This window comes from Collinsella sp. AM42-18AC (genome assembly GCF_003467965.1).
Taxonomy (GTDB): Bacteria; Actinomycetota; Coriobacteriia; order Coriobacteriales; family Coriobacteriaceae; genus Collinsella.
The window spans coordinates 69,229-92,249 of the sequence record NZ_QSFY01000002.1 but is presented as its reverse complement, the minus strand read 5'-3'; the positions used below and the strand labels follow the sequence as shown (position 1 = coordinate 92,249).

Below are 23,021 nucleotides of genomic sequence, written 5' to 3'. Positions count from 1 at the left end.
CCAAACTAATTTTTAGGAAGGCACCCATGACCCCCGCACAGATTGAGTTTTATAAGCGCCTTGCACACGGCCTGGCGCTCCAATTTGGCCCCAACTGCGAAGTCGTCGTCCACGACCTGGAAACCGAAGACGTGGACCACTCCATCGTAGTGATCGAAAACGGCCACGTCAGCGGGCGCAAACTGGGTGACGGCCCCAGCCATATTGTGTTTGAGTCCATGCACGAGGGCACCACCGACGTGCACGACCGCGAGCCATACCTCACCAAAACCACCGATGGCAAGCTGCTCAAGTCCTCGACCATCTTTATCCGCAACGACGAGGGCAAACCCGTCGGCATTTTGGGCATTAACTTTGACATTACGCTCATGAAGGCTTTTGAGCGCTCGCTCGATGCCTTTACCGGCACCGGCGCCACGGGCTACACCGAGCCCGAGCCCATTACCAAAAACATCGGCGACCTGCTCGAAGATCTGCTGCGCGAGTGCGAGCAATACGTGGGCAAGCCCGCAGCCCTTATGACCAAAGATGAGCGCATTCGCGCCATTGGCTACCTCGACCGTCGCGGCGCCTTCCTCATTTCCAAGTCGAGCGAGCGCGCCTGCGAGTTCTTTGGCATCTCCAAATACAGCTTCTATAGCTACCTCAATGAGGCCAAGGCGGCAGCAGGCGACAAGTAGGCACTCGCCTGGATTGCCCCTCCCCTTTTGGGCGCGAGTTCTGGAAAGCATGAATCCAAGACCGAGCCGCTTGGAAAGTTCCATATAATCGATGTCATTAGTATTTCGAAAGGGTGGAACAGAATGGCGTTGAGCAAGGCATCATGCACCGGTCGCGGATTGATTCCGGCAATTGGTGGACATGTGCACCGCATGTTCGATGAGGGTGAAGACGACCTGTTTTCGCTGAGCCTTGACGACGTGATGGATGATCGCCCGTGGACCGCCGACGAACTCATGGGCGGCGGGGCTCGCCCGTCAAGCCCCAATCCCGCACTTGCGCCTAAGCCCGCATCTGCGCCGACTCCTGCGCAGTCGTCTGTTTCGACGCCCGCGCCTACGCCCGCACCCACTTCGGCGCCCACGCCCGCTCCCCGCCCTGCAAGCGACCCGTCCGAGACGGCGGCATTTCTCGCTGCAGCGACGCAGGGCAAATCGGCCGACAGCACCGTTATGTTCAACGCCCAGCAGTTGCCCGTTCCTGCGGCACGCAAGCCTCCGGTCACAAGGCTCGATGAGCCCGTTGCCCGTCAGGTTGCCTACGATTCCTGGGCTGCAGCCGATCTGGATGAGACCTCTACCGGCATGTCGGCGCTCGACGTTCCAGTTAACCCGCTTTTTGCCGCCAACACGAGCGCCGCGGACTATGAGGGCGGTGCGGCATATTCCGATTATTCCGATGGCTATGCTGGCACCGGTCGCATCGAGACCGAGGATTATGGCACCGCATCGAGCGATTATCTCAACGATCCGTACGCTGCCACGCCTGCACCGGAATATGACCCGGAGGCCGCGTCCGCACCGGCGTATACCAAAAGCACGGGCGAAGAGCGCTTCGCCGATTATTACGCCGAGGAAAAGGCACTGCGTTTCTCGGAATTTCCGCAGGCAGTCAAGGTTGCCTTTATCGCCATTGTCATTGCCCTGCTCGGTGTCATTGCGTTTGAGGGATTCCGGCTGTTCTCCGGCCCCACCCAAGCGGAGTCGGCAACGCAGGAAAAAGAGGACGACAACCAGTACCTGGACATCAACACCCTCAAGGGCGACCCCAACGACGGGGACGAGTAGCGGGGGTTAAGGCGGCCACAGGATTCCGCATCCAGCACCGGCTTCTAAGTGCTGTTTTGTCATCCAGCTACACTTTTCCGAAGTTTTAAGGTGCCTATTTCGACACTTTTCCGTACTTTTACACGGCTGATTTCGACACTTTTCCGGATGAAAGCCGAATAATCACTTGGGAAACCAACGCCGTTCACGCGTCATTTCGCAGGCGGCGCTTGATTTCTGTCCGTACACGTTGATAGACTTCCTCTTGCCCGCAAGGAGCGGGCGCATTTTATCCAGAGTCGGGGTAGAGAGTTGGCTCCACGATCCCGACGCCAACCGGCCAAGAGGCACGGTGGCCCTGCCAACATCGATGAAAGGAGTCCGTATGGACAATTTCTCCGTGCGCAGCGAGCGTAACTTCCACAACCTGATCGTCAAACCGAATCACATGCATCTTCTGGATAAGCCAAATGGCTACGCCTCGGCCATGATCAAGAGCAGCCTCTCCCACCAGATGCGCTTTACGGTGCAGGTGCTCGAGGAAGAACTCTGCGCCGCCGGCAGCCCGCACGTGCTGCAGATCAAGCTGCTTGGAGACGACTCTCGCGAGCCGTCTAGCTGGAAGCTCTTTGCTGACGGCGTATGCGTTGCGGACGGATCCGGCGCCTTTGCCCGAGAGTGCTTCTGCGAGGGAGCCGAGGCATTCCTGGACCTGTGCCGCGACGCCGTACGCACGGCCGAGCTGTACTAGTGGAGCCAGAGGGAGTATGAGCTGTTGAGTGCGGCCCGCGGGATTGCGGGGGCGTAGGCAGACAGACCAGACAGCTCGTCATACTGGTTGACGCTTCGATTCAAACAACAGGGCGGGCTCGCGCTTACAGCCCCGCCATGCCAAACCGAATGGCGTTCTCAAAAGGCCTACCCCCTCCGCCTTCAGCTTTAGCAGCAGGTCGCCCAGCTCGGAGCACTTGCTGGAAAGGCGCGTCTGAGCTCGCTCGCCCATCCCCCACCGTTGACGGACCTCCTGGGCGCGCGGGCTCACGCGGTAGTCCCCGTCCACCATCTGCTTGAGCAGCTTGGCGGTCACGCGCGCATCGGCTAGGGCGCTGTGGGCGTGACCCGTCGACTCGTCGAACTCGATGCCAAACCACGTCGCTGCGTCACTCAAAGAGACGCACCCGTGGCTGCTCATGTCCATGATCGAGGTGTAAAACGCCTGCAGGTCGGCCCAGTCCGTAGGAAATGCGGAAAGATCGATGTGCTTTGCTTGGCACTCGATCAAAAGCTGTCGACGATCCGCCCCGCTCCAACAGACCACCCGGGCGGAGTAGCGCCCGATCCAATCGCTGAGCCTTTTGATCACCATGTAGAGCGGATCGGCCATCGCGGTGCCCACGGCCGATATCCCTGTGAGCTCGCGGACGGGGAACGCAACGCCTTCGGTAAATTCCGTCTGTACAAACTGCGAGAACTCGCCCATAACGTTGCCGTGGTAATCGAGCTTGACGGCGCCGGCCTCGATAATCTCATTGCACAGTCCACGGCGCTGACGCTGCTTTGGCACCGGCGCAAACTCAAAGTCCAGCACAATCTGGCGCGCAAAGTTCGTCGTATCGATAGCCGAGATACACGGCGTCTTTTCAGCTGACACGGTTGGGCCTTTCTCCGTCAACTGCCGCTCGTTACATAGGCGGCTACATTGCCGTAAGGATAGGCGCCCGTGCGGACACAAAAGCGGGACGCAATGCCACGCGCGCCAGGCATACGCCATGCAGACGGCCCCAAGAGAATCGCCCGCTCTATTCAAATGCCTGAAAAAGATTTAGGCCCGGTGACTTGAATCAGAGGTCATCCCGGGCCCATCAGAGCTCGTAGAGCTCTTGGTTGCTTTGGTCTCGCTCTTCACGGCGCTTATCGAACTTTCCGAGGCACTCAAGCAGCATTCGAAGCATAAAAAGAGGGGTCGACGCCGTTAAGGCATTGACCCCTTAAACTGAGTAACGGCGCTGCCCAGCTCTTCACTACTTGGGCTGCCGTCGACTTTATTCTACCCACGGGTGCCAGGTTTAACAAATGGATTTTCGGTAACGAGGCCTCGGCAACCGCCGCCTTGATTGGCGACCCATGCTCTGCCACAGGCCGAGGGTTGTCGAAAAGTCGAACATTATAGCTACCCATAATATAGCCAGCTATAACGTCATTCGACGACCGGCGCAAACGCCCACGCGGACACGAAATGCGCTGCGGTGCCATTGGGGATTATGGGATGCGCTTTCCGCTCGAGGCCTCAACCGGAAACGGGATCCCGGTCTGAAGGTCAAATCCGGGGCGTAGTTTCCGCTTGAAGACCGATTCGGAAAGGTTGTCCCGTTCTGGAGCCAAATACTGGGTCGTAGTTTCCGCCAAGCATGCCATCCGGAAAGCGTGTCCCGTTCTGAGCCTGAATTCTGGGATGAACTTTCCACTGAAGCATCTACTGGAAAATGCATCCCGTTCCGAGGCTTAATTCTGGGATGCACTTTCCGCGGAGAGACTACCGTTTTTCGAAAAAGTACACGTCCCTAAACTTACCAGGTCTTCATAACTTGTTGCCGTTCACGGGAGCCGATTACCGCCCACCGATTCGGATGTAAAAATGTCGCCGAAAACAGGCCATCTACCTGCATGGTTAGATTTTGGTCAGCTTTTGGTCAGTTGAGCGGCAAGTTGCGGCTGATACGTTTTTGCTACCCAAAAGGAGGCGGTAGCTCATGACCCATTGCAATGACCAACTCATCGACCAACTGCTCACTCAAGCCGAACAAGAGAGGCGCTGTCTGATTCCCCCGAGCGCGGCGATCCGAAAAGCGCTCCTTCGGCGCATCGGCAGCGCGGTCGTCTCGCCCATGCCGGGACTGTTCGCGCGAAAAACGCGCTGGGATGAACTCAACCGAGCGCAACGCCATTGCGAGATTATTCGCGCCCTTGCGATCATCCACCCCGATTGGACGTTCTGCTCGTTTTCGGCCGCCTGTCTGCTGGGGCTCGAGGTCTCGTGGCGACACCTGAACATCGTGCATGTTTGCAGCTCGACAAAGCCGTCGGCTCGTCCGGGCGCACATATTCAGCGGCACCAGATTGAGCCGGCCGGAGCAATACGCAGAGCCGGCATATCGGTAACGCCGCCAATCCAAACGGTCACAGATTGCCTGCTGCAAACTGGTTTTGCCGACGGCATGCCCATTGCCGATTCGGCGATTTTAAAGCTCGGCCTTGCACGGGAACAGCTGATGGAGGCCGTTGAGCAACGAGCGACTGCCCGCAATGGTCGCGCGATTCGCACCGCCCTCACAACGCTTCGATATGCCGACGCCCGCGCCGAGAGCGGCGGGGAATCGGTCGCCCGAGCCGTCATGATCGAGACGGGCTTTGCGCCCGACTGGCTTCAATACGAGTTGACGGACCCCTTCGATTCGACCGAAAGCATGCGAACGGATTTTGCCTGGGAGCGCCAGGCGCGGGAACTCACGCTGGGCGAGCTCGACGGGCTCATCAAATATACCGACCAGACCATGCTGGCCGGACGCACCACTGCCGAGGCGCTCGTCGCCGAACGACAGCGCGAGGCGCATCTATCGCTCTACGGTCACCCTCTGCTGCGCTTTACCATGAACGAGGTCCGCTCGGCAGGAATGCTCGCCAAAAAGCTGCAGACGGCAGGCATCCGGCAGACCGCTCTGCCGGCATGGCTCAACGAGGTGGAGTTGTAGGAGCTGTTGAGCTTATGCCCGTCTGCCTGCCAAACCGGGACACACTTTCCAGTTGAAGCTCCAACCGGAAAGTGTGTCCCGGTTTGGAGCCGAATTCCGGGATGCGCTTTCCGCCAGAGGCTCTACCGGAAAGCGCATCCCATTCTGAGCATCGATTCTGGGATGTAATTTCCGCCGAGGGCTCCAAGGGAAAAGCGCGTCCCGTTCTGAGCGCTCATTCCGGGACACAGTTTCCGCTCCAAACAAAAGGCCCCGGCTCGCGATGGAGCTGGGGCCAAAAGCGCAGCATATGCAGTTGGTGTTGAGCGCGAACAGCTCGTCAGTAATGGCTGTCCGCGCCCTACCCTAGCCGCGGTGACGGGCACGGCTGTACGGGGTATCCACCATGGGCAGATCCGGACGCAGCTTGCCGTCGAATGCGCGATAGGCGTTCTGCACGGCGGGCGCCGTGGGGATCGTTGCAATCTCGCCGATGCCCTTGCCGCCGTATGCCACGGGCAGCAGTTCGTCCTTCTCCACGTAGATGGCGTGGATATCCGGAATCTCGGGCGCACGGAACAGCCCGAGCGTGCCGTACCTTGCCTGGGGCACGCAGTCCTTGAGCGGCCAGTCCTCGGTAAGCGCATAGCCCATACCCATGAGCACGCCGCCTTCGATCTGACCCTGGATGGAGATGGGGTTGACCACCTTGCCGGAATCGTGCGCGGCATAGACCTCGCTCACGCGACCGTCATCATCCAGAATGACCACATGCGTGGCAAAACCGTAGCAGATGTGGCTCTTGGGGTTGGGAACGTCAGCGCCCAGCTTGTCAGTCGGCTCCAGGTACACGTAGCCAAACTCGCATCCCTCGAGCGCCTTGATGGCGGCCGCGGGATCCTGAGGATGCATGCCCTGGCCGGCGACGAGCTCCTGCGTGCGCAACTGATAGGCTCGACCGTCGTCGTACTCGATCTTGACGCCGTCACCATGCGCGCTCACAGGAACATCGGGTGCAGGCTTGCCGGCCTCGATGTCAAGCATGGCATCGCGCAGCAGGAAGGCGGCACCGCGCACGGCCTCGCCGGTCACGACCGTCTGTCGCGAGCCAGACGTGGTGCCGGAGTCGGGAGCGTTCTCGGTGGAGCACTCGCCATTGGCAATGCAGCTCAGCGGCAGACCGCACGCCTCGGCAACGTCCTGCAAAAAGACCGTGTTGCAGCCCTGGCCGATGTCGGACGTGGCGGCGTAGACCACGGCGCGGCCATCCTCGACGCGAATCTTGCAGCGGCCGGCATCGGGCAGGCCCACGCCCACGCCGGCGTTCTTCATGGCGCAGGCGATACCGGCGTGTCCGGGATGCGCATAGTAGGCATCCTTGACCTCAAGCAGCGTCTCCTTCAGCGCCGTGGAGCAGTCGGCAATCTGGCCGTTGGGCAAAACCTCGCCCGGCTCGATGGCGTTTCTGTAACGAATCTCCCACGGGTCCAGGCCGACCTTCTCTGCCAGCAAGTCGATCAAGCTCTCGAGCGCAAACTCGGACTGGCAAACGCCAAAGCCGCGGTACGCGCCGGCGGGCGGGTTGTTGGTGTAGTAGCCAAAGCCGCGAATGTCGGTGTTCTGGTACTTGTAGGGGCCAACGGCGTGCGTACAGGCGCGCTCGAGCACCGGGCCGCACAGCGAAGCGTAGGCGCCGGTATCAAAGTTGATCTCGCAATCAAGGCCGGTAAAGTTGCCCTCGGCGTCGCAACCCAGCGTAAAGGTACCGTCCATGGCATGGCGCTTAGGATGGAACGCAAGCGACTCAGCGCGCGTGAGCTTGCACTTCACAGGACGTTGGAACTTATATGCGGCGAGCGCGGCCAGGTGCTGGATGGACACGTCCTCCTTGCCGCCAAAGCCGCCACCCACGAGCATGGTTTCGACGACCACACGCTCGGGTTCGCTATCCCAGCCAAACATATGGGCACACTCTTTGCGCGTGTCGTAGGCACCCTGGTCGGTCGACTGCACCTTAACGCCGTTCTTGTACGGGAAGGCAACGGCGCACTCGGGCTCCAAGAAGGCATGCTCGGTAAAGGGCGTGGTAAAGCGCTGCGTCACGGTAAACGCGCTCTCCGCCAGCGCCTTGGCGGCGTCGCCGCGCGTCACGTGACGGCTCTGGCACACGTTGTTCTTGAGCTCCACCGTGTTGCCAAAGGCAAAGAAGCTGTCGTGCAGGCGCGGGGCGTCGGCAGCCCTGGCCTCGACAATGTTACGCACGGGCTCCAGCGGCTCGTAATCGATCTTTACGAGCTTCTTGGCCTTCTCGAGCGTCGCCTCGTCCTCGGCAACCACCAGCACGATGGCATCGCCCACGCAGCGGGTGATATCGCCCTGGGCGATCATAACGTCCCAGTCCTGGATAAGGTGGCCGACCTGGTTGACCGGCACGTCCTCGGCGCGCAGGATGCCCACCACACCGGGCAGGGCCTCGGCCTTGGAGGTGTCGATGGAGAGCACGCGGGCGCGCGGATACTTGGAGCGCACGGCGCTGGCGTAGGTCAGACCCGGCTGATCGAGCTCGTCGATGTCATCGGGATACTTGCCCTCGCCGAGCACCTTCTTGCGCACGTCGATACGGAAGGCGCGCTTGCCCACGCCGTAGTCGTCGCCGCGCTCCAGGTCCTCGTCGATCTGCTTTTCGCCGCGGAGCACCGCAGCTGCCAGCGAAATGCCCTCGATGATCTTCTTGTAGCCGGTGCAGCGGCAGACGTTGCCGCGGATGGCGTACTTGATCTGCTCCTCGGTGGGCTCGGGATCCTCGGCGATCAGCGCCGCACCCGCCATGACCATACCGGGGATGCAAAAACCGCACTGCACGGCGCCCACGGCGCCAAAGGCGTACACAAAGGCCTCGCGCACGTCCTGGGGCAGGCCCTCGACGGTCACGATGTTGCGACCGGCGGCAAGGGCGGTGGTCAGCACGCACGCCTTGACGGCCTCACCGTCCACGTGGATGGTGCAGGTACCGCACGCGCCCTCGGAGCAGCCGTCCTTGGCGGAGTGAATGTGCAGGTCGTCGCGCAGGTAGCGCAGCAACGGTTTGTTTTGGGTCGTCGTGCGCTCGACGCCGTTAACGGTAAAAGTGAATTCCTGTGCCATGGTGATTCCCTTCTACACGCCGGCGGCTATGCCGGTGCGGTCGTGGATGGCGCCATGCGGGCAGACGACGGCGCACATGCCGCACGACAGACAATCCGCGCCATCAATATGGGCGCAGTTGTCCTCGATGCGGATAGCGCCGGCAGGGCACTTTTTGGCGCACATGCCGCAACCGATGCAGCTCGTGTCGCAGATCTTGCGGGCGATGGCGCCCTTATCGGTGTTGTTGCAGCGCACCAGGATGTTCTGGTAGCCGGGAACGAAGGCAATCACGCGCTGCGGGCACGCCATGCCGCACAGGCCACAGCCCGTACACTTGGAGCGATCCACGCGAGCGATGCCATCAATCAGCGCAATGGCGCCGTGGGGGCAGGCCGTGACGCAGGCGCCACAGCCAATGCAGCCTTCGCTGCAGTGGGCGTCGCCGCCTGCGGAGGCGCAACCGCTTCCGCAGGCAACGTAGGCCACGTTATGTTGAATGGATTTGGCCATAAGAGACTCGCCTATTTCTTAAGGAGATACGAATAGCTGTCGCGCACGGCCTTGATGGTCAGGCGGACGGCCTCGGGCAGACCGGTGTTGACGGCATCGACCGAGACGGTGCGGACCGTGCCGGCGACGCGGACCTTAAAGTGATCCTCGTCCACGGCCAGGAAGCCCTCGTTCTCGGAGTTCTCCATGTCCTGCTCGCTCCAGAACAGGGTGAGCTTGTCCTTGTAGGGACGACCCTCCTGGTAGGGGCAGAACACGGCGCAGTTGCCGCACTCGTTGCACATGCCATCGACATGGACGACCTGATGCTTGGCCAGGCCCGGCACCTTAATGGCAACGTTGGAGCGGTTGGGGCACACGTCGCAGCAGACCTCGCACACCGAGCCGCAGCCCAGGCAGCGAGTCTTGGTGCAGTTGCGCTTGTCGCGGCACAGCGACCCCTTGCGCTCATAGCAGGTGTCCTCGCGGCCGGCCTGCTCGTTGCAGTCGGCGTACTTGTTAAAGTCCACGTCGGCAATGGCACGGGCGACCTCGGCGGCGTCGGCGATAGCCTCGACTACGGTGGCGGGACCGCGGCGACAGTCGCCCGCAGCCCAGACGCCCTCAACACCGGTGGAGGTGGCGGCAAGACGGCCACGACGGTCATGCTCGACGCCCGCGGCATCGTACAGGCTGGCATCGATGCCCTCGCCCACGGCGCAGATCACCGTGGTGGCGGAAAGCTCGACGGTCTCGCCCGTGGCGACGGGGCTGCGACGGCCGCTTGCATCCGGCTCGCCAAGCTCCATAACGTCGCAGGTCAGCACGGCGCCGTTGAGTGCCTTGGGCGCCAGCAGCTCGCAGAACTCAACGCCGTCGGCAAGAGCAAGATCGAGCTCTTCCTCGTCGGCGGGCATCTGCTTCTTGGTGCGGCGATACACCAGACGCACGTTCTTCACGCCTGCCAGGCGCTTGGCCACGCGGGCGGCGTCCATGGCGGTGTTGCCGGCGCCAATGACCACGACGTCCTCGCCCAGCTCGAGTTTCTCGCCCTTCTTGGCGGCCTCGAGGAACTCCAGCACATCGAGCTCGGCACCCTCGCCTAGGCCCGCAGAGCCGGGCATCCAGGCACCGGTGGCCACGACCACGTCAGTAAAGCCCTGGGCCTTGAGCTCGTCAATGGACTCCACGCGGGCGTTGAGCTGAACCTTGGCACCAAAGGCCAGGCAAAGCTCGGCGTCGTGGGAGATATCGTCGCTGGCAATACGGAACTCGGGGATCACGTGACGGACCACGCCGCCGAGCGAATCGCGGGCCTCAAAGATGGTGACGGACACGCCGGCACGCGTCAGGAAGAACGCCGTCGCCAGGCCGGCCGGGCCGCCGCCGATAACGGCAACGTTGCGCTCGCCGTCGTTGGCGATGGCCTGGGCGCGCAGCTTGGGCAGCACGGTGGTCATGGCCTCGCGGGCGGCCTTGAGCTTGCTGGCGCGGATCTGGGCGCCCTCGGGCTCGTAGAATGCACGCTCGCAGGCACGGCCGCAGGGATGCGGGCAGATGGTGCCGGTAATGAACGGCAGGGCGTTGCGCTCGATGATGATGTTGAGTGCGTCCTCGTAGCGGCCCTCGTCAACAGCCGCCAGATAGGCGGGAATATCCTGCTGGATGGGGCAGCTCGTGCGGCACGGCGTGGTAAAGCAGTCGGAAAGCGGGCTCTTGCCGGCGACCTTGCGGTCGGGCAGCGGGCGCAGCGGCTTCTTGTAGAGCGGGTTGGTGAGCGAGTCGGTCTGGATCGCGGTCACGGCCTCGAGCGAGACGCCCGCGAACGGCTTGCCGTCCAGATCGGTAAACTCGCCGGCCATCTGGCTAAAGCGCTCGTAGCCACCGGGCTTGAGCACGTCGGTCGCCAGGGTAACGGGCCAAATGCCGGCATCGTACAGGGCACGGATGTTGTAGACCGTGGCACCGCCGGAGTAGCTGATGCGCAGCTTGCCATCGAACTGCTCGGTAATGCGGCGGGCGGCCTCGATGGTCAGCGAGAACAGCGAACGACCGGACATGTACATCTCGGTGGAGGGCAGCTCGTTCCTCGTCACGTCGACGGGGAACGTGTTGGTCAGCTTGACGCCAAACTCCAGACCGCGCTCGGCGCACAGGGCAATCAGGCGCTCGAACATGGGCACGGCATCGGCCCACTGCAGATCCTCGCGGAAGTGCGTGTCATCAAAGACGATGTAATCAAAGCCCAGCTCGTTGAGGCGCTGGCGGGCAAACTCATAGCCCAACAGCGTGGGGTTACACTTGATGTAGGTGTTAAGGCCCTTCTCGGTGATGAGGTAGGTCGCGATGCGCTCGATCTCGGCAGGCGGGCAGCCGTGCAGGGTAGACTCGGTGATGGAGTTGGAGACGCGCGCCGGGATGGACTCGACAAACGCAGCGTCGACATGCTCAAACTTGTCCAGGTTGGCGAGCGCCCATGCGCGGCACTCGTTCCAGACGTCGGAGCCGCTGGCGTCCTTCATGCCCTCGATGTACGCGTCGACCTTGGGGCTCTTAATGCCCTCCAGGTCATAGCCCACCGACATGTTGAAGACAAAGCCGTCCGGGCTGCCCAGACCGTACTCGCGAGCGATCAGGTGGCAGGCAAACCATGCCTTCACGTACTCGGCAAATGCCTGCGGAACCTCGAGCTCGGTCGACCACTCGCAGTTGTAGCACTCGTCCTGAGCCACGATGCAGGGCTTGTTGACGCACTTGGAGAGCTCCTCGCCGTCCATAACCTGGACGGTCTTGAGCTCAAAGAAGCGGGAACCAGCCACATAGGATGCCACGATGTTCTGGGCAAGCTGCGTATTGGGACCGGCGGCCGGGCCAAACGGAGTCTCGATGCGCTCGTCAAAAATGGGAAGCGCGCCCTCCTGGTTGGTCGTGGCCATCTTGCGCACGCCAAAGATGGCGTCCTGGGTCTTGTGCTCCTCGATGATCCAGTTCATCAGCTGCGAAAACGGGATCGGCCTCATGATGTCGCTCATAGTGAGCTCCTCTCTGTAACGCCCGGCGAGACCGCGCGGCGGGCGCAAATACGGTGCAGCGCTAGCACAGCGCCGGCGACCCCGCGGAGGCCGCCTATGCGCGCGTCGGATGCGGCGAAACATCCGACGCGCGCGAATCTCCAATTGGAATTAATACACGCGATCGTTGAGCGTGCTCCAGAGCTTCTTGGACTCGGCCATGGTCCACGCGTTGATCTTGTCCTCATCAATCTCAACGAACTCACGATCCTTGTACAGGACGCGGCCGTTGATGATGGTGGTGCGGCAGTTTTTGCCCATCATGCCAAAGAGCATGTGGCCGTCAATGTTCTCCTCGCTCAGCGGCGTAAAGGGCTTGTAGTCCATGACGATGACGTCGGCGGCAGCGCCGGCCTCGAGCACACCGAGCTTGCGATCGAAGTACTTGCTCGCCATCTTGGCGTTGTTCTCGAACAGCATGGTCATGGCCTCGCACCAGCCCACGTTGGACATGGCGGCGTTGTGGCGCTGAATGATCAGGAAGACCTTGAGGCTCTCGAGCATATCGTGGGTGTAGGCGTCGGTGCCCATGCACACGGGGATGCCGCGGCGGAAGAACTCGAGCACGGGGGCGCAGCCCACGGCGTTGCCCATATTGGATTCGGGGTTGTTGACGAGCCAGGTACCGGACTCCTTGACGATATCCATCTCGGCGGGCGTCACGTGGATGCAGTGGCCGAGCATGGTGTCGGGACCCAGCAGATTGTGCTGCAGCAGGCGCTCGACGGGGCTGATGCCACCGCGGTTGAGGCGGGAGTCCCACACGTCATTCATGCCCTCGCACACATGGATGTGGAAGCCGGTCAGGCCGTTGTTGGCCTCGGCCATCTTATCCATGGTCTCGTCCGACAGCGTAAAGGTGGCGTGACCGCCAAACATGGCGGCAATCATGTGGTTGTCGTTATCGCGACGCTCCTTGGCGGCCCACTGGGCAAACTCGGCGTTCTCGGCAATGGCCTGGTCGCATTTTTCCTGACCGCGGCGGTCGGAGACCTCGTAGCACAGGCACGAACGCATGCCCAGCTCCTGAGCTGCATCCTTAATGGTAAAGAGGCTTCCCGGGATCTCGCAGAAGCTCGCATGGTGATCGAAGATCGTGGTGACGCCATCGCGGATGGAGTCCAAAATCGTGGCATAGGCGCTGGCCTTGGTGCCGTCGAGCGTCAGGTTGTCATCGATCTTCCACCACTGCTGCTCAAGATTCTCCAGGAAGTTGGTGGGGTTGCAGCCCTTAATGGCAAGGCCGCGGGCCAGACCCGAGTAGATGTGGGTGTGGCAGTTGATGAGTCCGGGCATGATGAGGTTGCCCTGGGCGTCGACGTACTCGGCATCCGGGTACTTGGCCTTGAGCTCGCACTCGGGGCCCACTTCGACGATCGTATCTCCGTCAATGGCGACCGCACCGTTTGGAATAAACGGGGTCTGAGCGTTGCGGGTAAAAACGGAACCGTTAGCGACCAGAAGCATGGATGCTCCCTTCAACATCAGAGGCGGGGTTTGACACCTCTGACATGGCGGAGTGCGAAGCGCCGGCCTACACCGGAAACGGGCCCTCTCCCGTCAACGCTTCACCAAAGGGACAAACCCTTTGAAGTGCGGCTTGGCGCCGCATGGCGTCGGCGGACGAGGCGATGCGCCCGCCGACGAATAGCACCGAATTGGTTACTTCTTGCTCTCGGGCAAGACCAGATCCACGGCAGCGTCCTTGGCAGCATCGATGTGTTGAGCCACGACCGGCGTCTGCGGAAGGATCAGGTTAAGGACAATGGCCATGATGGCGGTGGGGGTTACGGCATTGGAACCGATGACGGTGGACACCCAGGCGGGCATACCCTCGCCGGCAAGGCAACCGCTGGCCATCCAGATACCCAGGCCAAAGACGACGGAGGTACCGACGATGGTGGTAGTGCGCTGCGTGAGGCCCTCGCGGGTGAACATGCGCACGCCGTTCATGGTGATGGTGCCAAAGACGCCGACGGTCGCGCCGCCGATAACGGGCTGCGGGATAGCGGAAAGGACGGCAGAGAGCTGCGGGAACAGACCGGCGATGGCAAAGACGGCCGCGATGATCACAAAGACCCACTTGTTAACGACCTTGTTGGAGCAGATGATGCCCACGTTCTGGCCAAGGGCGCTGGTGGGAAGACCGCCCAGCAGGCCGCCGACCATAGAGGTGAGGCCCTGCGACACGATAGCGCCGGAGAGCTCGCGCTCGGTGGGCATACGGTCGATGGAGCCCAGGCAGGCGGCGGAGACGTCACCGATAACCTGGATGGCAACCATGGGGAACACGACGGCGAGGGTAATGCAGACCTCGGGATCAAACTCGAGCGCGTAGGGCATGAGCTTGGGAAGGGCGAAGACCTGGGCGGTGGCGACGCTGGAGAAGTCGATCATGCCAAAGGGGATGGAGACGATCATACCGACGATCATGCCAAAGAACACGGATCCCAGCTTGAGCGTGCCCTTGCCAAAGTTGGCGAGCGCAAAGACCACGGCAAAGGTGATAAGAGCGACGCACCAGGCCTGCGGGGTACCCCACAGCGGCGTACCCATACCGCCGGCCATATACTTGACGGCCGTGGGATAGAGAGAGACGCCAATGGAGAAGATGACCGTACCGGTCACGACGGGCGGGAACAGCCACTTGATCTTGCTGTAGGCCAGACCAAAGAGGACCGCGACGGCGCCGCCGACGATCTCGCCTCCCAACAGCGCGCCAAAGCTAAAGCCCGAGGCGCCCATGGCCTGCAGGGCCGGGAGGAACGCGAACGAAACGCCCATGACGATGGGCAGGCCGCCGCCGATGCGACGGAAGGGAGCGAAAGCCTGAAGGGCCGTGTCGATCGCCGAAAGAATGAGCGCGACCTGAATGATATCGGTGCTCTGCTGGCTATTAAAGCCGTAGACGCCGGCCATGATGACCGCCGGGGTAATGATGCCGGCAAACGATGCCAGTACGTGCTGAAGGGCACACGGGATCATTTCCTTAACGGGAGGCATGCCTTCGCGAGTGAACAGGGCTTCAGTGCCGTTCGTAACCGTCTCCTGGGTCATTTGACCACCAATCCTCGAAATAGTTGTTTTCGCATCTAACGCTCTATTGTGACGCAGTGCGGGGTTGAGGTTGTGCCTTCGTTGGATATCGTATTAAAGATGGTTCTTATTCTCAATAATAATTTTTTGTTATCAGACTATTCTTAAGCTGAAATAACTCGTTTCCGCAGGTCAGGAATGTGTCTGGTCTAAATAACATCTTACTTTTCTTTTGGTCGACCGTTTACCGCCAAAATCATACCGTTCGTCTGCATTACGCAATGTACCTGCGGACATACGAGATGATGAGCAGCGTGTTACCATGAGAAAAAATTGTTATGAACATTTCCGATTTCACCCAAAGGAGTTACCCGTGAACGAGACCGTACGCCGCTTTTTGCCGATGGTCGATTTCTTGGAGCAGATACTCGGTAAGAACAGCGAGATCGTGCTGCACGATTTCTCGGATCCCGACCACGCCATCGTCGATATTCGCAACGGCATCGTGAGTGGCCGCAAGGTCGGCGGTCCCGCCACCGATCTGGCGCTCAAGATCATGCACGACCCCAAGTATCGCGACCTGCCGTTTATTACGGGCTACGAGGGCCGCGGCGCCGGAGGCAAGACGCTGGAGTCCGCGACGTTCTTTATCCGCGAGGATGACGAGATCGTCGGTATGCTCTGCGTCAACACCGACCTCTCGACCGTGCGCTCCATCAACGCCATGGCGCAGCAGCTCATGGCGTGCTTCGACGCGGCGCCGACGCGCACGGAGCCCGCCCCTATCGAGGTCGAAAGCCTTTCGGAGTCCACACAGGAGCTCATCGACCGCAGCATTGCCGAGTTGCTGAGCGCGCGCGGGCTGGATGTAGCGTCGCTTGGTCAGAGCGACCGCGTGGACGTCATTCGCCACCTCAACGGCAACGGGGTGTTCATGCTCAAGGGCGCCGTGGCCTGTGCCGCCACCGCGTTGGGCATCTCGGAGCCCAGCGTGTACCGCTACCTGCAAAAAGTCCGCAAGGAGGGCTAACGAGCAAAATGGAGCGCGGCTCCACAAGCGATTCGTCACTTGACAAAAGACCCTGCAGCTCGCACGCGCTGCAGGGTCTTTTTGCATGTCATGTTTAGTTGTGGCCAACGCCTTAGAGAGCGGCGACGACCTCGATCTCGACCAGACCGCCAGCCGGAAGAGCGGCAACCTGAAAAGCGCTGCGCGCGGGGAACGGGGCCTCGAACTTGGAGGCGTAGATCTCGTTTACGGCAGCGAAGTCGGCAATGTCAGCCAGGTAGACTGTGGTCTTGACGACATCGGCAAAGGTGGCGCCGGCAGCGGTCAGCAGGGCCTCGACGTTAGCAAGGGACTGCTTGGCCTGGGCCTCGACGCCCTCGGGCATCTTGCCAGTTGCGGGATCGATGCCCAGCTGGCCGGACAGGAACACCATGTTGCCGGTCTGGATACCAGGGGAATACGGGCCGATGGCTGCGGGTGCGTTATCGGAAGACACGACGGTCTTGCTCATGTTTTTCTCCTTACAAGTAAAAGGGAACGAGAGCGCGGCGTTCACACCGGGAGGCACAGTTCGGTCTGAACACCGCGCTTGATTGGGATAGTACTCAAGGTTTCCGCGCGATGCAAGATTATTATCACGTTGCGAGAATATTTTATCGTCCAACGGTTTCCCTGGACCGCTGAACGGTTCTCCACGGGGTCAGCCAGCCCAAGCTGCTGAAGACTTTATCCCGCTTGGAGCACGGGCATCGCCTGCCGCGACGGCACCACTATACTTTCGAGTATCTGAGCATTTTGAAAGGCAGGATATGACCGCAACCGCCAGTCGAACCACCAACCGCAGACCCGAGCTTTTAGCGCCCGCCGGAGGGCCCGAGCCCTTTGCCGCCGCACTCGCCGCCGGGGCAGACGCCATCTACTGCGGCATGGGCAGCTTCAACGCCCGCCGCAAGGCAACGAACTTTACCGACGAGGCCTTTGAGCAGGCCTGCCGTGCTGCACACCTGGCCGGCTCGCGCGTCTACGTCACGGTCAACATCGTCATCAAGGAATCCGAGATGAGCGATGCGCTGCAGCTCATCCATCGCTGCTCCACGCTGGGCGCTGACGCCTTCATCATCCAGGACTGGGGCCTGTTCTTTGAGGTCAAGCGCACCATGCCCGGCATCGAGGCGCACATCTCAACCCAAGCAAACATCCACGACGACCGCGGAACCCTTTGGTGCCGTGAGCAGGGCGCCGACCGCGTGACCCTCTCGCGCGAGCTTTCCATCGACGAGATTGCCACCATTCACGACGCTGCGCCCGATGTTGACCTTGAGGTCTTTAGCCACGGCGCCATCTGCTTTTGCTACTCGGGTCTGTGCCTGCTGTCGAGCTTTGCCATGGCGGGCCGCTCGGCCAACCGCGGCATGTGCGCTCAGCCCTGTCGCCTACCCTACGAGCTAATTGACGAGAACGGCCGCTCGCTCTCCCCTGCCGGTCGCGAGCGCGCACTGTGCCCGCGCGACACCAACACTTCGCAGCTTGTTCGCCGTCTGTATGACGCCGGCGCCGCATCGCTCAAGCTCGAGGGCCGCATGAAGGCTCCCGATTACGTGTACTCCATCGTCGATGTGTACCGTCACCAGATTGATGACATGCTTGCCGATGTTTCGACCTCTAAGGATGAGGATGCCGCCCGCCAGCGCCAGCTCAAGCGCTGCTTTAACCGCGACTTTACGCACGCCTACCAGGATGGCACCTCGGGCGACGAGATGATGAGCTATGAGCGTTCCAACAACCGCGGCCAGATTGTGGGCACGGTGCTGGGCAGCCGCCTGGCCAACCGCGATGTACGCGGACTCAAGCCCGACGATCGCCGTCGCCGCGCCGCCATCGCCCGCATTGAGCTGTTTGAGCCCGTGGGCAAGGGCGACCTGCTGGAGCTTCGCCACGATAACGAGTTTGACCAGTTCCTGACCACCATTGCCGCCGATGATGCCGCTGCCGGCGATGTTATCGAGTGTCGCGTGCCCCGTAGCATGCCCGAGGGCTGCCGCGTGCGCGTGATTCGAAGCCAGCGCGCCATTGACGCCGCCGGCGCCGCGCTCAAGCGCGATGTGCTGCGCCGCCGCGCCGTAGACGTGTCCGTTGTGGCGCGTCTGGGCGAGCCGTTTGCCGTTGCGCTCACCTGTTGCGACGATCCTTCGCTTACGGCCACGGCCACGGGCTTTACCGTCGAGGCTGCCAAGACCCGCGCCGTCGAGGCATCCGATCTGGTTGAGCACGTCGGGCGCATGGGCTCCTCCCCCTTTGAGGCCGCAAGCTTTGACGTTTCGCTCGACGCCGGCTGCGGTATGGGCTTTTCCGCCGTGCACAAGGTGCGCGCCGCCGCTTGTAAGGCGCTGGAAGAGGCCATTCTGGCACCGTACGAGGAGCGCACGAAAACGCTCGAGCTGCCGGCGATTGTAACCAGTGATTCCCGCCCCGCGCCCGAGCACTACCGCGATGAGCCGCAGATCTGTGCCACCGTCACCTCGCTCGAGGCCGCCGAGGCCGCTCGCGCCGAGGGTGTAACGCGCATCTACATGACCACCGACGCGCTCGATGCGGCCGAGCTCTCCCCCGCCGATGCATTTGAGCAGGGCATCGTACCCGTGCTCGACGAGGTCTGCCGCGCCGTTGACCACGTACGCGTCGACCCGTGGGTTGTTGCCGGCGCCACGGTCGCTATTGGCAACATCTCTGAGCTTGCCCTGGCCGCCCAGGTTGGCGCTACGGCCGAGATTCGCTCTTGCCTGCCGGTACACAACACGCCCTGCATGGAGGCGCTTGCCGAGCGCGGAGCCGGTGCGTTTTGGCTCTCGCCCGAGATCACGCTCGACGAGATTGTCTCGCTCGGCACCGCCGCGCCCGCGGCTCTAGGCATCACCGTCTTTGGCCGCCCGCGCGTCATGACAAGCGAGCATTGCATTCTGCAGGTTGCCAACGGCTGCATCCACGATTGTGCCAACTGCCGCTTGCGTGCCCGCAAGCTCTCGCTCAAGAATATCGACGGAAAGGTCATGCCCGTCCGCACCGACATCCACGGCCGCTCTCGCCTGTACGATGCCTACCCCATCGACCTCACGCCGCAGGTTCCTCAGCTGCTCGATGCTGGCGTGCGTCGTCTCATGGTGGACGGAACGCTGCTCGAGACGGATGAGGTGGGCCGTGCCGTCGCCCGCGTCCGTCGCGCCGTCGAAGCAGCGCAGGCCGGCCGCAAGCCCGCCGCCCGCCTGCGCGGGGCGACCTCGGGCTGCATGTTTGTGGGAATTAGCTAACCGAAAGGCTTACACGTGAACGAAGAACCTCAAGTCCTCTACTGCGACGCCTGGCTCATGGCCATCGACAAGCCCGCCGGCATGATCGTCCACGGCGACGGCACCGGCGAGCGCACGCTCACCGACTACGCCAGCGACCTGCTGCTGGCGATGGGCGACGGCTTTGCCGCGACCGACATGCAGCCGCTCAATCGCCTGGACCGCAACACCACCGGCGTGGTGCTGTTCTCGCTCGACAAGCAGACGCAGCCCGCCTTTGACCAGATGGTCATCGACCGCGCATTCGAAAAGCACTATCTGGCGCTCGCCGAGGGCAAAATCGACTGGAACGAGAAGCTCATCGACAAGCCTATCGCCCGCGACCGCCACGATAGCCGCAAGATGCGCGTTGGCGCCAGCGGCAAGCCGTCTCAGACGCGCGTCAAGGTACTCAAGCGCCTTAAGAGCCGCCGCGGCCTGCCCGCGCGCTCGTATATTGATGTCGAGCTGCTCACCGGCCGCAAGCATCAGATTCGCGTGCACCTGGCAAGCGAGCATCATCCCCTGGTTGGCGACGACCTGTACGGAACGCCGCGCCCCTGCGGCCTCATGCTCCATGCCCACAGCGTGTCCTTTACGCATCCCGTAACCGGCGAGCACATCCACATCGAAGCCCCCTGCCCCTGGGAGCCCTAAAACCTGCCAAAAAGGGACAGGTTTATTTTGGCAGGTTTTATCTGGACAAACGTCAAAACCACCACAAAGGTTCCTGCCCCTTCGCGGTGGTTTTGGTCTTAGCCCGTCCCTTGCTGTTAGACCGTGATGACGTTGTCCATTGCCCGGTACTTGGCAGGGACATCGCCTGCGGTAATAATCGTTGCGTCACGGAAGTCCGCGAACTTGACGGGCGCCACCATGCCAAATTTACTGGCGTCCGAGATTACGAAGCGCTTGGCCGTATGGCGCATCGAGATACGCTTTACTTGCGCCTCCTCGATATCGGGCGCCGTGAAGCCCTGCTCGGCGGCAATGCCGTTAGAGCCCCAAAAGCCGCAGTTGAAGTTGTAGCGGTCTAAGGTTGCCAAGGCATCGGGACCGACGAGCGCCTCGGTCTCGGGTTTGAGCTCGCCACCCAGCACCACGGTACGCATGCCGCGCAAAGCAAGGCGTTGAGCATGGAGCACGGAATCGGTCACATAGGTGACATCTTCAAGGTGTGGAAGATGCTCGATGAGCCTGAGCGTCGTCGAACCCAAGTCGATGTATACAAAGCTCTCGGGCTCCACAAGTGCCGCCGCACGGGCGCAGATACGTTCCTTGTCGTCGTTATGGAGGTCGCTGCGCTCATTAAGCGTTAGGTCGCGCGTCACGTGCGCGCGCTCAAGGCTCGTCGCCCCACCGTGCACCTTGGCGATACGGTGTGCGCGATTGAGCATCTGCAGGTCGCGCCGAATGGTAGACGCCGTCACGCCCAGGGCTTCGGCAAGCTCCGGCACGGTAACCGAGCCGGTCTGCTGAACCATCGACACGATCGCGTTGAGCCTATCTTCCGCTAGCATCGCTTACTCCTCCTCGGGGTACACGACTCCCCAGTCGGCGCGTAGCTTGGTCATCAGCTCCATAACATCAGAAGCATAATCCAGCAGCTCACGCTTAGAGTCGTCGCCGGCAACGGCCTTCTCAAGATCGGCCATCTCATAGCAAAGGGCGTAAGCCTCGGTGCCGGCGTGGACCTCCTCGCGGTGGCCGTCCGCAGTCCACACGATGGTCGCGTGATCGGCGCGCGGATACTCGTTGACCTCGATATAGCACTTATCGAAGCTAATAATCGAGCGCTTGGGTTGCTTGGAGTGGAGCGTGAGGCTCACAACACCCAGCTGCTGCTCGGCATTACGGCAGACGATGCCGCCCGCAACGTCAACACCGGTCTCACAGGTGTTGCCCAACGAAACGACCTCAATGGGCTGGCTTGCCATAAAGAGACGCATGACGGACAGGGCATACACGCCAATGTCGAGCATGGCACCGCCAGCAAGGTTGCGGTTGTAGAAGCGATTGGTCAGATCGCCGTACTCCTTGTAGCTACCAAAGTTGAGCTGGGCGAGGTTCATGCGGCCGAACTCACCGGCATCCATGCGACGGCGCAGCTCTTGATACAAGGGCATATGAAGCACCGTGGTGGCGTCCATGAGGACGACGTTGCGCTCGTCGGCGATGGCACGCGCCTCGTCGAGCTCAGCGGAATTGAGGGTAATGGCTTTCTCGCAGAGCACGTGCTTGCCGGCGGCCAGCGCGTCACGCAGATAGGTGATATGCGTGTTGTGCGGCGTGGTGATATAGACGGCGTCGATGCCCGGATCGGCGTAGAGGTCCTCAACCGATTCATAGACCTTCTCGATGCCATACTGCTCGGCAAAAGCCTGAGCCTTGGACAGCGTACGGTTGGCGACGCCCGCAAGCTTGCGGCCGGCAAGAGCGAGAGACTGGGCCATCTGGTTGGCGATAACACCGCACCCGATCACAGCCCAACGAAGCTCGGGAGCCGTAAAGATATCATCGGGGAATGGCTTGTCCTGGACCGAAGCGAACGCTGCTTTTGCGGCTGCCGCGGAGTCGAGTGGAGCCTGCTTGGAATCTACCATATGTGCCTCCTGTGTCATAGAACGTCTTGCATTTCGGATAGCTCTATATTCGCACAAACACGCGCGTCTGTGCGCGATTTTGCGTATCTCACCGCTAAACGGTCATTTTTGTCCCGTAAACGGCGCATCTATACGCATATTCACGCAATCCCACGCACGCAAATACGCACAAATGCGAACCGGTCATTGCTCAGAGACAGGGGCTTATGCTTAGAACTCAAAAGACAGGATGATCCGCTTCGCCTTCGCTCATGGCGCGCTGCAGCTCTAAGGACCGTCCCAAACTGCCGACAGAAAAGGAACGTTCCAAACTGCAGACAGAAAAAGAACGTCCCCAGGCGCCGGCATTTCAAGAGCACTCATTTAAGTCTGTCCCCAATGAGTGGGAGTAATCAGAGACCCTTTGCGAGGGAGGCCGGACGTGGCCTTCCTCGTTTTTATTCATGGACTTTAGTCCGTGCCGCGCGGCACGCGCGGCATAGAAAGCCACCCGCTCAGCGGGTGGAGGCCAATTTCCGCTACGCGACAAAAACCTTCCCCCTAGCATGAGGATTGTTCAGGTCATCATACTAGGGGGAAGGTGATTGCTGTGGCCCAGAAAGCCAACAGCCTCGCGTACACGAAATGGCTGTGCAAGTACCGCATCGCACCGAGGTCAAGCTCATCGCCGCCATCGTCGAGAAGCACCCCAAGGTGCGCTTTGCCGCGAGCCGCACCTCGGCCCACGCCGACCTCTACGACCGCATGGAGCAGGCCCTGTGCGAGTGCGTGGCCAACGCGGTGGAGGTCGTCCGCTCCGACATCAGCCCCGCGTTTCTTGTCCACACCGGTCCAAACCTCGTGGGTGTGGCGGTCCAGGGACTCTAGCGG

General features: G+C 61.4%; 17 protein-coding genes and 1 riboswitch. Of the genes, 8 read left to right on the top strand and 9 right to left on the bottom strand.

Features of this window, described 5'->3' with window-relative positions; translation table 11 throughout:
- The first annotated feature begins 26 nt into the window (after window positions 1-26).
- The 3 genes from DW913_RS02050 (at window position 27) to DW913_RS02035 (ending at window position 2,517) form a co-directional block, all read left to right on the top strand.
- Entirely contained in the window at window positions 27-680 is a 654-nt protein-coding gene (locus DW913_RS02050) for a transcriptional regulator (RefSeq protein WP_117797441.1), read from the top strand.
- A gap of 123 nt (window positions 681-803) precedes the next feature.
- The gene (locus DW913_RS10245; RefSeq protein WP_158566172.1) at window positions 804-1,787 is read left to right on the top strand and encodes a hypothetical protein; all 984 of its coding nucleotides are present in this window, start codon (window positions 804-806) and stop codon (window positions 1,785-1,787) included.
- A gap of 265 nt (window positions 1,788-2,052) precedes the next feature.
- A riboswitch (SAM riboswitch) is annotated at window positions 2,053-2,143 on the top strand.
- 8 nt (window positions 2,144-2,151) lie between these two features.
- A complete protein-coding gene (locus tag DW913_RS02035) occupies window positions 2,152-2,517 on the top strand; it encodes a hypothetical protein (RefSeq protein ID WP_117797438.1) in 366 nt (121 codons plus the stop codon).
- Between the two features lie 78 nt (window positions 2,518-2,595).
- On the opposite strand, the gene DW913_RS02030 is transcribed toward DW913_RS02035, so the two are convergent.
- Complete coding sequence (locus tag DW913_RS02030; protein ID WP_158566171.1) at window positions 2,596-3,417, bottom strand: 3'-5' exonuclease; 822 nt, start codon at window positions 3,415-3,417, stop codon at window positions 2,596-2,598.
- A 1,099-nt stretch (window positions 3,418-4,516) separates the two neighbouring features.
- On the opposite strand from DW913_RS02030, the gene DW913_RS02025 reads away from it, so the two are divergent.
- A complete protein-coding gene (locus DW913_RS02025) occupies window positions 4,517-5,515 on the top strand; it encodes a hypothetical protein (RefSeq protein ID WP_117797436.1) in 999 nt (332 codons plus the stop codon).
- A gap of 345 nt (window positions 5,516-5,860) precedes the next feature.
- Here DW913_RS02025 and xdh read toward each other — a convergent pair whose 3' ends face one another.
- The 5 genes from xdh to DW913_RS02000 form a co-directional block, all read right to left on the bottom strand.
- Window positions 5,861-8,638 carry a selenium-dependent xanthine dehydrogenase gene (gene xdh / locus DW913_RS02020; RefSeq protein WP_117797435.1) on the bottom strand — a complete coding sequence of 926 codons (2,778 nt, stop codon included), beginning with the start codon at window positions 8,636-8,638 and terminating at the stop codon, window positions 5,861-5,863.
- Window positions 8,639-8,650: 12 nt separating this feature from the next.
- Window positions 8,651-9,130, bottom strand: a complete 480-nt coding sequence (locus DW913_RS02015; RefSeq protein WP_117797434.1) for a 4Fe-4S binding protein — start codon at window positions 9,128-9,130, stop codon at window positions 8,651-8,653.
- Between the two features lie 11 nt (window positions 9,131-9,141).
- Window positions 9,142-12,141 (bottom strand): putative selenate reductase subunit YgfK, encoded by a 3,000-nt coding sequence (gene ygfK, locus DW913_RS02010; RefSeq protein ID WP_117797433.1) that lies wholly within the window; start codon window positions 12,139-12,141, stop codon window positions 9,142-9,144.
- Between the two features lie 150 nt (window positions 12,142-12,291).
- A complete protein-coding gene (gene ssnA / locus DW913_RS02005; RefSeq protein WP_117797432.1) occupies window positions 12,292-13,647 on the bottom strand; it encodes a putative aminohydrolase SsnA in 1,356 nt (451 codons plus the stop codon).
- Window positions 13,648-13,842: 195 nt separating this feature from the next.
- Window positions 13,843-15,237 carry a uracil-xanthine permease family protein gene (locus DW913_RS02000; RefSeq protein WP_055285183.1) on the bottom strand — a complete coding sequence of 465 codons (1,395 nt, stop codon included), beginning with the start codon at window positions 15,235-15,237 and terminating at the stop codon, window positions 13,843-13,845.
- A 352-nt stretch (window positions 15,238-15,589) separates the two neighbouring features.
- Between DW913_RS02000 and DW913_RS01995 the strand changes: the two genes are divergently transcribed.
- Window positions 15,590-16,246, top strand: a complete 657-nt coding sequence (locus DW913_RS01995) for a transcriptional regulator (protein WP_232049564.1) — start codon at window positions 15,590-15,592, stop codon at window positions 16,244-16,246.
- 112 nt (window positions 16,247-16,358) lie between these two features.
- Here the strand turns inward: DW913_RS01995 and DW913_RS01990 are convergent, their stop codons facing one another.
- The gene (locus DW913_RS01990; protein ID WP_035137477.1) at window positions 16,359-16,736 is read right to left on the bottom strand and encodes a RidA family protein; all 378 of its coding nucleotides are present in this window, start codon (window positions 16,734-16,736) and stop codon (window positions 16,359-16,361) included.
- A gap of 298 nt (window positions 16,737-17,034) precedes the next feature.
- Between DW913_RS01990 and DW913_RS01985 the strand changes: the two genes are divergently transcribed.
- Window positions 17,035-19,530, top strand: a complete 2,496-nt coding sequence (locus tag DW913_RS01985) for a U32 family peptidase (protein WP_117797431.1) — start codon at window positions 17,035-17,037, stop codon at window positions 19,528-19,530.
- A 15-nt stretch (window positions 19,531-19,545) separates the two neighbouring features.
- Complete coding sequence (locus DW913_RS01980; RefSeq protein ID WP_233541970.1) at window positions 19,546-20,205, top strand: RluA family pseudouridine synthase; 660 nt, start codon at window positions 19,546-19,548, stop codon at window positions 20,203-20,205.
- 116 nt (window positions 20,206-20,321) lie between these two features.
- Here DW913_RS01980 and DW913_RS01975 read toward each other — a convergent pair whose 3' ends face one another.
- Together DW913_RS01975 and DW913_RS01970 are read right to left on the bottom strand one after the other, a co-directional pair.
- The gene (locus DW913_RS01975) at window positions 20,322-21,068 is read right to left on the bottom strand and encodes a DeoR/GlpR family DNA-binding transcription regulator (RefSeq protein WP_117797430.1); all 747 of its coding nucleotides are present in this window, start codon (window positions 21,066-21,068) and stop codon (window positions 20,322-20,324) included.
- A gap of 3 nt (window positions 21,069-21,071) precedes the next feature.
- Window positions 21,072-22,151 carry a Gfo/Idh/MocA family protein gene (locus DW913_RS01970; RefSeq protein WP_117797429.1) on the bottom strand — a complete coding sequence of 360 codons (1,080 nt, stop codon included), beginning with the start codon at window positions 22,149-22,151 and terminating at the stop codon, window positions 21,072-21,074.
- A 630-nt stretch (window positions 22,152-22,781) separates the two neighbouring features.
- Here DW913_RS01970 and DW913_RS01965 point away from each other — a divergent pair.
- Window positions 22,782-23,018, top strand: a complete 237-nt coding sequence (locus DW913_RS01965; RefSeq protein WP_158566170.1) for a DegV family protein — start codon at window positions 22,782-22,784, stop codon at window positions 23,016-23,018.
- The last annotated feature ends 3 nt before the right edge of the window (window positions 23,019-23,021 follow it).